The organism is Amycolatopsis sp. SID8362 (assembly GCF_010550475.1).
Lineage (GTDB): Bacteria > Actinomycetota > Actinomycetes > Mycobacteriales > Pseudonocardiaceae > Amycolatopsis > Amycolatopsis eburnea.
Genome location: NZ_JAAGNB010000963.1, coordinates 1 through 223, shown reverse-complemented (window position 1 = coordinate 223; position 223 = coordinate 1). Strand labels below are relative to the sequence as shown.

The following is a 223-nucleotide window of genomic DNA, read 5'->3' as shown; positions in this document are numbered from 1 at the left end:
TCGGACCCGGTGCGCTGGGTCATCAGCACCAGCACCGGCAGGTCTTCGGCCCGGCGCAGCAGGAAGCCCAGCCACCGCAGGGAGGTTTCGTCGCACCACTGGACGTCGTCGACCGCGAGCACGACCGGGCCGCGGGCGGCCAGGCCGGCGACCAGCCAGTAGAGGCCGTGCATCACCGAGTAGGTGTCGGCGGTGCCGTCGCCGCGGCCGGGGGCGAGCGCGG

At 74.9% G+C, this 223-nt stretch carries 1 protein-coding gene; it reads right to left on the bottom strand.

What is annotated here, in order from left to right; genetic code table 11:
* Positions 1-223, bottom strand: a 223-nt coding sequence (locus tag G3I65_RS29500; protein ID WP_160698993.1) for an ATP-binding protein, incomplete at both ends; no start/stop codon positions are given.